General features: G+C 38.2%; 7 protein-coding genes and 1 riboswitch. Of the genes, 4 read left to right on the plus strand and 3 right to left on the minus strand.

The window, feature by feature from the left end; all coding sequences use genetic code 11:
- Nucleotides 1-176: 176 nt before the first annotated feature.
- Nucleotides 177-351: riboswitch (Lysine riboswitch) on the plus strand.
- Between the two features lie 137 nt (nucleotides 352-488).
- From HMPREF2731_RS00815 to HMPREF2731_RS00825, 3 genes are all read left to right on the plus strand, one after another.
- Entirely contained in the window at nucleotides 489-2,081 is a 1,593-nt protein-coding gene (locus tag HMPREF2731_RS00815; RefSeq protein WP_002293447.1) for an ABC transporter permease subunit, read from the plus strand.
- Between the two features lie 12 nt (nucleotides 2,082-2,093).
- Nucleotides 2,094-2,834 (plus strand): amino acid ABC transporter ATP-binding protein, encoded by a 741-nt coding sequence (locus HMPREF2731_RS00820; protein WP_002293446.1) that lies wholly within the window; start codon nucleotides 2,094-2,096, stop codon nucleotides 2,832-2,834.
- Between the two features lie 168 nt (nucleotides 2,835-3,002).
- Nucleotides 3,003-4,352 carry an amino acid permease gene (locus HMPREF2731_RS00825; RefSeq protein ID WP_070872069.1) on the plus strand — a complete coding sequence of 450 codons (1,350 nt, stop codon included), beginning with the start codon at nucleotides 3,003-3,005 and terminating at the stop codon, nucleotides 4,350-4,352.
- Between the two features lie 407 nt (nucleotides 4,353-4,759).
- Here the strand turns inward: HMPREF2731_RS00825 and HMPREF2731_RS00830 are convergent, their stop codons facing one another.
- Nucleotides 4,760-5,350, minus strand: coding sequence for a TMEM175 family protein (locus HMPREF2731_RS00830; protein WP_070872071.1), 591 nt, complete (start codon nucleotides 5,348-5,350; stop codon nucleotides 4,760-4,762).
- Nucleotides 5,351-5,496: 146 nt separating this feature from the next.
- On the opposite strand from HMPREF2731_RS00830, the gene brnQ reads away from it, so the two are divergent.
- Nucleotides 5,497-6,849: a branched-chain amino acid transport system II carrier protein gene (gene brnQ / locus HMPREF2731_RS00835; protein ID WP_070872073.1), complete on the plus strand. Its 1,353-nt coding sequence runs from the start codon at nucleotides 5,497-5,499 to the stop codon at nucleotides 6,847-6,849.
- An 872-nt stretch (nucleotides 6,850-7,721) separates the two neighbouring features.
- Here brnQ and HMPREF2731_RS15170 read toward each other — a convergent pair.
- Both HMPREF2731_RS15170 and HMPREF2731_RS00845 read right to left on the minus strand, forming a co-directional pair.
- Nucleotides 7,722-7,955, minus strand: a complete 234-nt coding sequence (locus HMPREF2731_RS15170; RefSeq protein ID WP_016853150.1) for a hypothetical protein — start codon at nucleotides 7,953-7,955, stop codon at nucleotides 7,722-7,724.
- A complete protein-coding gene (locus tag HMPREF2731_RS00845) occupies nucleotides 7,936-8,421 on the minus strand; it encodes a hypothetical protein (RefSeq protein ID WP_002336150.1) in 486 nt (161 codons plus the stop codon). The genes HMPREF2731_RS15170 and HMPREF2731_RS00845 overlap by 20 nt, the downstream gene beginning before the upstream one ends.
- Nucleotides 8,422-8,638: the final 217 nt, after the last annotated feature.

Raw genomic sequence — 8,638 nt, forward strand, 5'->3', positions numbered from 1 at the left:
ATTATACTATCGTTTGCAATGGATAGATGATTCACATTGTGATTGTTTTTTCGGTAAAAGTAAAGTTTTCTATATTTATCAGTATTTTTTCAAAAAACAGCAGTTATAGATTGACAAAGCCTCTCGAGTATCGTAAACTTTTTTTGTATAAATAACTGAATACGAGATGCCTCAATCAATGAGGTAGAGGTCGCGAGAATCATTAACCCTGTGGAGTGAAGCAAACATGGAGAAGCAGGAATAGGGAGGATCGCCGAAATGTACACTTTTTTGCTTGAAGTGTATGTTGGGACGCAAGTTAAGAGCTTGCGGACTGTCTTAGCAGTGATGCTAAGTTGCGCTATGTTTTGTGAGAGGTTTATCACCTTATGGAATTTTAGCGGCCTTTTTATATCTATAAATCGGTCGCTTTTTATTTTTTCAGATAAAGCTTTACCGCATTTCATCTAGACCGCTCGTGTATCATATAATCAGAAAGGGAGAAAAAAATGAAAAAAAATATGGTTTCAGTTGCCGTACTATTTGCTTTTGTCTTCTCACTATTCAGTGTGGGATCTCTGGCAAATGCAGATGAAAAAACACCGAGCGATGAGTTTCGCGTAGGTATGGAGGCTGGGTATGCACCCTTCAACTGGTCTCAACAAACAGATGAGAATAACGCCTTGCCAATCCAAGGCCAAAATAGTTACGCCGGCGGTTATGATGTTCAAATCGCTAAAAAAGTAGCAGATGGTTTAGGGAAAAAATTAGTCATCGTCCAAACAAAATGGGATGGTCTGGCTCCTGCCCTTCAATCAGGCAAGATCGATGCGATCATCGCCGGAATGAGCCCTACTGCTGAACGACGAAAAGAAATTGATTTTACCGATCCATATTATGAATCACAATTAGTAGTAGTAGTCCAGAAAGATGGCAAATACGCAAAGGCAAAAAGTTTAGCAGATCTTTCTGGAGCAAAGATCACTGCTCAGTTAAATACCTTCCATTATACTGTGATCGATCAGATACCGGATGTGCAGAAACAACAAGCAATGGATAATTTCTCAGCTATGAGAACAGCGTTAGCTTCTGGAATGATTGATGGTTATGTCAGCGAACGTCCGGAAGGTGTAACGGCAACTAGTGTGAACAAAGACTTGGAAATGCTCGAATTCAGCGGTGCAGATGGCTTCCAGACAAACCCGGAAGATGTTCAGATTTCTGTTGGTATGCGTAAAGGCGACCCGGATATCCAAAAAGTAAACCAGATTCTTTCTGGCATCTCTAACGATGAACGAACAAAAATCATGGACCAAGCAGTCAAAGATCAGCCTGCTGCAACTGATAGTGAAGAAAAACCCGGCATCATTTCTGACTTCACTACGATTTGGAAACAATACGGCAATATGTTCTTACGAGGTGCTGGACTTACCTTGTTCATCGCATTGATCGGGACAGTTGTCGGTACCACACTTGGATTACTGATTGGTGTCTTCCGTTCGGTACCTGAATCAGGAAATGCACTGACTCGCTTCTTCCAAAAAATCGGAAATGCACTTCTTTCTATCTATGTCGAAATATTCCGCGGAACACCGATGATGGTACAAGCAATGGTCATCTTCTACGGTCTGGCACTCGCTTTTGGTATTTCGTTGAATCGAACGATTGCCGCTTTGTTTATCGTCTCTCTCAATACTGGAGCTTACATGACAGAGATCGTCCGCGGGGGGATTTTTGCAGTAGATGAAGGACAGTTCGAAGCTGCGCAAGCCATTGGTATGACCCATGGCCAAACGATGAGAAAAGTTGTTATTCCACAAGTTTTACGGAATATCTTGCCGGCAACGGGGAATGAATTTGTTATCAATATCAAAGATACAGCCGTTTTAAGTGTAATCGGCGTAGCTGATTTGTTCTTCCAAGGGAACTCTGCTTCCGGTGCGAATTTCCAATTCTTCCAAACATTTACGATCGTCGGGATCATCTACTTAGTCATGACCTTTACGATCACCAGAATCCTGCGTGCGGTAGAAAAGAAAATCGATGGACCTTCTGCTTACACAAAGCTTGAAGAAATCGACAATTCAAATTTGCAGGAATAAGGAGGAAGAATCATGAGTGAAAAAATTATTGAAATCAACCATCTAAGAAAAAGCTTCGGTGAAAATGAAGTATTGAAAGATATCAGCGTGACAGTCAACAAAGGTGAAGTTGTGACGATCATCGGTTCTTCTGGTTCTGGTAAATCTACTTTCTTGCGCTGTATCAATTTACTAGAAAAACCAACAGGCGGCGAGATCATTTATAATGGAGAAAATGTATTAGCTCCTAAATATAATTTACCTAAATATCGAACGAATCTAGGTATGGTTTTCCAATCCTTCAATCTCTTCAATAATATGAACGTCTTGGAAAACTGTATGTCTGGACAAACAACTGTCCTGAAACGAGATAAAGAAACTGCCAAAAAAGTAGCAATCGAAAATCTGGAAAAAGTTGGTATGGATCGTTATGTCGAAGCTAAACCAGCACAATTGTCTGGTGGGCAGAAGCAGCGTGTCGCAATTGCTCGGGCATTATCGATGAATCCAGATGTATTGTTATTCGATGAACCTACTTCGGCGTTAGACCCTGAAATGGTTGGCGAAGTGCTTAATACGATCAAAGACTTAGCACATACTGGCTTGACGATGCTTATCGTGACGCATGAGATGGAATTTGCAAAAGATGTATCTGACCGTGTCATTTTTATGGATAAAGGTGTGATTGCAGAAGAAGGTACACCAGAAGATATCTTCGTCCATCCGAAAGAAGAACGTACAAAAGAGTTCCTTTCACGTATTTTAAATGCTTAGGATCAATCGCTGATTGGGACAGAGAGCTGCGGTGTTTACCGCAGTTCTTTTTTTGCGCCTACTCGTAAAAGGTAAATTTCTGAAATTTTTGGAATCTTAGTTGTGTTTTTCAGAAAACTCTCTTAATATGGAAGTAATATAAACTTTTTTAGTTAGGATGATTTAAAAATGAATGAAGAGCAAGAACTGCAGCGTGGACTGAAAAATAGACATGTCCAACTGATTTCTATTGGCGGAGCGATTGGAACGGGGCTGTTTTTAGGTTCCGGAAAGTCTATCCAGCTAGCTGGCCCTTCGATATTGCTCGCCTATCTCATCACTGGATGCATCTGTTTTTTCATTATGCGTGCGTTAGGCGAACTTCTGTTATCAAACACTAATAACCATTCTTTTCTGGATTTTGTTGCAGAATATCTTGGTAAAAAAGCGGCTTTCATTACTGGTTGGACGTATTGGTTCTGCTGGGTATCGATTGCAATGGCAGATTTAACAGCCATCGGGATGTATGTTCGCTACTGGGCGCCTGGTGTTCCTCAGTGGCTTCCTGAACTGATTGCATTAGGTCTTCTTCTTTGCTTAAATATGGTGGCTGTCTCGTTGTTTGGTGAGTTAGAGTTTTGGTTTGCCTTGATCAAGGTTGTAGCGATCATTGCCTTTATCCTCGTAGGTGCTTATATGATCCTTACCCACTATACGACAGATATTGGCACAGCCAGCATCACGAATCTATGGTCTCATGGCGGATTCTTTCCGACTGGTGCCAAAGGATTCATCTTGGCTTTCCAAATGGTGACCTTTGCTTTTGCTGGGATCGAATTAGTTGGACTAGTCGCTGGGGAAACAGAAAATCCTGAAAAAGTATTGCCGGAAGCTATCAATAATATTCCTATCAGGATCATCTTATTTTACTTAGGTTCTCTTTTTGTCATTATGGCCATCTATCCATGGAATAGTTTGAATCCAGATAATAGTCCATTTGTAGAGGTATTTTCGGAAATTGGGATCACGATTGCTGCATCCTTGATCAATCTAGTCGTATTAAGTGCAGCAGCTTCTGCCTGCAACAGCGCCATATACAGTACAGGACGTATGCTTCGTTCTTTAGCACAAGAAGGAAGTGCTCCTAAAAAATTCAAAAAGTTAACAACACATCATGTTCCAGGGAATGCTTTGACATTTTCTACGATCGTCATTTTCATTTCGGTTATCTTGAATTACGTGATGCCTAGTGAAGTATTCACACTTGTAAGCAGTATTGCCACTACTTGTTTCTTGTTTATTTGGAGTATGTTTGTCTACACGCATATGAAATATCGTAAAAGTATCATCGGCAAAAAAGCACATTCATTTAAAATGCCGCTGTATCCATTGAGTAATTATTTGGTCTTTCTTTATATGGCCTTTGTGTGTGTCGTCTTGTTCCTAGGAAAAGATACGAGAATCGCTTTATTACTGACACCTGTGTGGTTCTTGCTTCTATTACTAATCTATCATATGAAATATGAACGTAAGAAGTAAGAAAGAGGTTGTGACAGAAGTGGTCAGCTTCAAGAAATAAGAAGGAATTTACGAAAATTGCTTCTTAAATTTTTGTGAAATTTCAGCTTATTTCAAAGAAGCTACTTCTAGAACACCGTGAACCAGAGGTTGTGAAAAAGACGCTTAGTTTCGAGTAGTAAGAAAAATTTTGTGAAAATGGCTTTCCACATTTTTGCATAGATTTGGCTTAGTACCGAGAAACTGGCTTTTAAACACCGTTTAAGAAAGAGGTCGTGAGCCTGCCATTTCACTCTGAGACACAAGGAGCAATTTCAAAAAACAGCTTCTCATGTTTATTGAATATTGTGACTTGTGACCGAGGAGTTGGTAGGAGAACACCGTTTATTCGGAAAAAGGGCTGTGACAAGATTTTTGTCACAGTCTTTTTATTTCCCCGGAAACAACCGCTGATAATAGGCATCTGCTTTTTTATAAGAAAAAATCCAAATACCAGATACGAAAAAACGTCCGAATAACCCAATCATCGGTACAAAAAAGATACCGATAATCAAGCATAAGTTAATAAACATGGAGATAAAACTTCGATGGTCCTTTGACAAAACTCTCACAACATGGGAATCTGGTTTATTTGCTTTCATGATTTGCCTCATCAATATACCAAAAGAAAAACTCCACATCGTGTATACTAAGACATAAGCCATCTCAGGCCAAAAAGCTTCAGGGTTACGCCCGACCCAACTAGTAACGGAAGGACATAAGGTCAGCCAGAAGAGCCAAAAGATATTCGACCAGACCACTCGGTAATTGATGCGTTCTGCCATCTGGAATATACGATGATGGTTCACCCAAATTACCGCAACAAATATAAAACTGATTGCATAAGCTAATAATGTATTTCGGATGACCCACAAAGAATGAAAACCAGATGGATCAGGAATCTTGATGTCTAATACAAGAACTGTCAAAACGATGGCCACTACTCCATCAGTAAATGCTTCTAATCTCGACTTTGTCACGATGATTCCTCCTCAGATGATTCAGCGCTTTTATTTTATCACTTACGTTATTAAATAACCATCGTTTTATATAGGAAATTTTCTGAAAATTGTTGCATATTTTTCGAAATTTTGTTACTTTTAAAAAAACCGTAAAGGAGTTATGTATGACAAAAAAATTATCAGTTAAAGACTATCTTTTTATAGGCTCCATGCTTTTCGGTCTATTTTTTGGTGCTGGAAATCTTATCTTTCCCGTTCATTTGGGTCAAGAAGCAGGCGCTGCTACCTTTTGGGCGAATCTAGGTTTCTTGGTTACCGGTATCGGACTTCCCTTCTTAGGGGTGATTGCCATTGGTGTATCGAAAAGCTCAGGTGTATATGAATTAGCAAAACGGATAAATCAAACATATGCGATGGTTTTTACCATCTTGCTTTACTTAGTTATCGGACCGTTTTTTGCTTTACCTCGCCTTGCGACCACATCTTTCGAGATTGGTTTAGCACCATTTATCGATCCTAGCAGACAGACGCTATATCTAGCAATTTTCAGTATTGTATTTTTTGTGCTGGCTTGGTGGTTTTCAAGAAAACCGACAAAGATATTAGATTATGTTGGAAAATTCCTGAATCCTGCATTTTTGGTTTTATTAGGGGCATTGCTTCTCCTTGCTTTTTTGAATCCATTAGGCTCTGTCAATCAAGCGCCTATTCAGCCAAATTACCAAGACCATGCTTTTTTCACAGGATTTACTCAAGGATATAACACATTAGATGCGCTTGCTGCTTTAGCATTTGGGATCATCATCGTTACGACGATTCAAAACATGGGTGTAACAAAACCTGCTGAAATCGCTAAAGACACGATCAAATCTGGTGCGATCAGCATTATATTGATGGGAATCATTTATACTTTGCTCGCTTATTTAGGTGCTATGAGCTTAGGTAGCTTTGCTCTAAGTGAAAATGGCGGAATCACGCTGGCTCAGATTGCTGATCATTATTTAGGCACTTATGGAAGTATCTTATTAGCATTCATCGTTATATTAGCTTGTTTGAAGACTGGTATTGGTTTGATTACAGCTTTTGCAGAAACATTCACGGATTTGTTCCCGCAAAGAAATTACGCCTTTTTTGTTGCACTTGCCAGTATCCTTCCCTGTTTAGCGGCAAATGTAGGCTTGACGAATATCATTCAATTTTCGTTGCCTGTTTTGATGTTCATCTATCCATTAGCAATGACATTGATTCTGTTAGTGTTGGTTGGTCCTTTGTTTAAGCAGCGTACAGCTGTTTATCGGATGACTACCTATTTTACATTGATTGCTTCGATTTTTGATGGGTTGAATGCCTGCCCAGAATCTATCAAGCAAACCCCTATCGTTCAAAATCTTTTACATGTTTCGGAAAGCTACTTGCCGTTTTTCAAATTGGGGATGGGATGGATCGTGCCAGCAGTTATCGGTTTCGTTATCGGCCTGATTTGGAGTTTCGCTAAGAAAGAAGAAGTATTGGATTGATAAAAGAGGTTGTCTCTTGAACACTTTTTAAGAAAGAGTTTGCGAAAAAGCTCTCACAAAAATTGCGACGAGTAATCGCAGGATCAATAAAAAGCAAAAGGTCTGTGACAAAAGTCTTGTCACAGACCTTTTTTTCCGAATAAACGGTGTTCAAAAGCCAGTTTCTCGGTATTAAGCCAAATTTATGCAAAAATGTGGAAAGCCATTTTCACAAAATTTTTCTTACTACTCGAAACTAAGCGACTTTTTCACAACCTCTGATTCACGGTGTTCCAGAAGTAGCTTCTTCGAAAAATAAGCCGAAATTTCACAAAAATTTGAGAAGCAATTTTCGTAAATTCCTTCTTATTTCTTGAAGCTGACCACTTCAGTCACAACCTCTTTTTTCTAAATAAAGTTATTTTTACATACTAAAAAAGCAAACATTAAATAATGTTAATATTAAAACGAATAAATTTCTCCCTTCTTTTTCTTTATCAGTTACGTAAACGATTATGCGTCCAAAACAAACGATTATTTGACATAACTACTGTCTTCCATGAGAATACACGAAGGAAACACCAATAATATAAAAAACATTTTTTAAATCGATTTTTTCTATTACGCCTTGTACTCTTTCGTTTTTTCAAGAATAATTAAATGTGTAAGCGAATACGAATGAACGGAGGTATATATTCAATCGTCATAATCATATTGTCTCCGCTAGAGTGATTATTCAAAAAACTGAGACTATCGTTCGAAAAAATCGAAGATACTATATTTTAACCACTTTTCCAGATTTAGAAAGGCAACTACAAAAAACCCGCGTTGCGGGTTTTTTATTTTGATACATTTTATATTCAGTAATATTAGCTAACTCTTACAAATATAAACTAATCCGTCGTTGAAGCACCAATGACAACCATCCTCTTTTCTAACGAGTCATAAATCGTCCACATATGCGCTCCACGCCATCCTCTCCCAGGTGTGAAATAACTAGACCAACTGTCATTCCAGCTATAGGCTATTAAGTTTTTTTTATTAGGAAACAAATAATTATTCAGCACTAAATATTCTTCTTTTGTTACATAAAGTCCATAAGATGTTTCAAAAAAAAAACTCTTCATAAAGACTTTCTGGCTGAAGCATTTCTTCAAAATCGATGGGAGATGGAATCATTCGCCCTTTATTCAAATAAATTGGGTAACCAGCCACATGATCAAAAGATGTCCAGTCAGTATGTACTAATCTCGTTTTTATCGGCTTCTCCGTTCGCCAATAGTTATCTACAGTTCTTTTTAAACTCCGACGCTCACGAAAATATTCACGAAAAGTCATACCCGATGGTTTACCTTTCATTTTTTGCTGTAACCATTTTTGGAATATGAACTCTACAAACGGCATAGGTTTACGTATAGGTTTTGTCCCTCTAACGCCTTTATACCATTCATTATTTACATATTTCAGTAATATGATTGCAGCTTCTTGATGGCTATCTAATCCTTGATAATCTGATACAGATAAAATAACATAATCTAAATCTAGAATATACTTCTTGTATAATCGATCTGTTACCTCCTTCAAAAGTTTCATTTTGTCCTCCTCCGATTTTTACTACCTCTCGTTTCATTACATGATGATTTTAAAGATATAGATTCTCGCTATCTCACTATTATGAAGTAATTCAATCCAATACCAATATAGCATCAAAAACAGTGAATCGCTTTCTTTTTTCGTCATACACTGACCATACATAAGCGCCATTCCAATAACGACCGTTATTATAATAATTCGTAAATTCATTATTCCA

The sequence above is a fragment of the Enterococcus sp. HMSC072F02 genome (assembly GCF_001837725.1).
GTDB lineage: Bacteria > Bacillota > Bacilli > Lactobacillales > Enterococcaceae > Enterococcus_B > Enterococcus_B lactis.

Excerpts from the sequence above, each read along its gene's own strand:
- brnQ (WP_070872073.1), top strand. The coding sequence starts at position 5,497 with ATGACAAAAAAATTATCAGTTAAAGACTATCTTTTTATAGGCTCCATG.
- HMPREF2731_RS15170 (WP_016853150.1), bottom strand. The coding sequence starts at position 7,955 with ATGAAGAGTTTTTTTTTTGAAACATCTTATGGACTTTATGTAACAAAA.
- HMPREF2731_RS00825 (WP_070872069.1), top strand. The coding sequence starts at position 3,003 with ATGAATGAAGAGCAAGAACTGCAGCGTGGACTGAAAAATAGACATGTC.
- HMPREF2731_RS00815 (WP_002293447.1), top strand. The coding sequence starts at position 489 with ATGAAAAAAAATATGGTTTCAGTTGCCGTACTATTTGCTTTTGTCTTC.
- HMPREF2731_RS00845 (WP_002336150.1), bottom strand. The coding sequence starts at position 8,421 with ATGAAACTTTTGAAGGAGGTAACAGATCGATTATACAAGAAGTATATT.
- HMPREF2731_RS00820 (WP_002293446.1), top strand. The coding sequence starts at position 2,094 with ATGAGTGAAAAAATTATTGAAATCAACCATCTAAGAAAAAGCTTCGGT.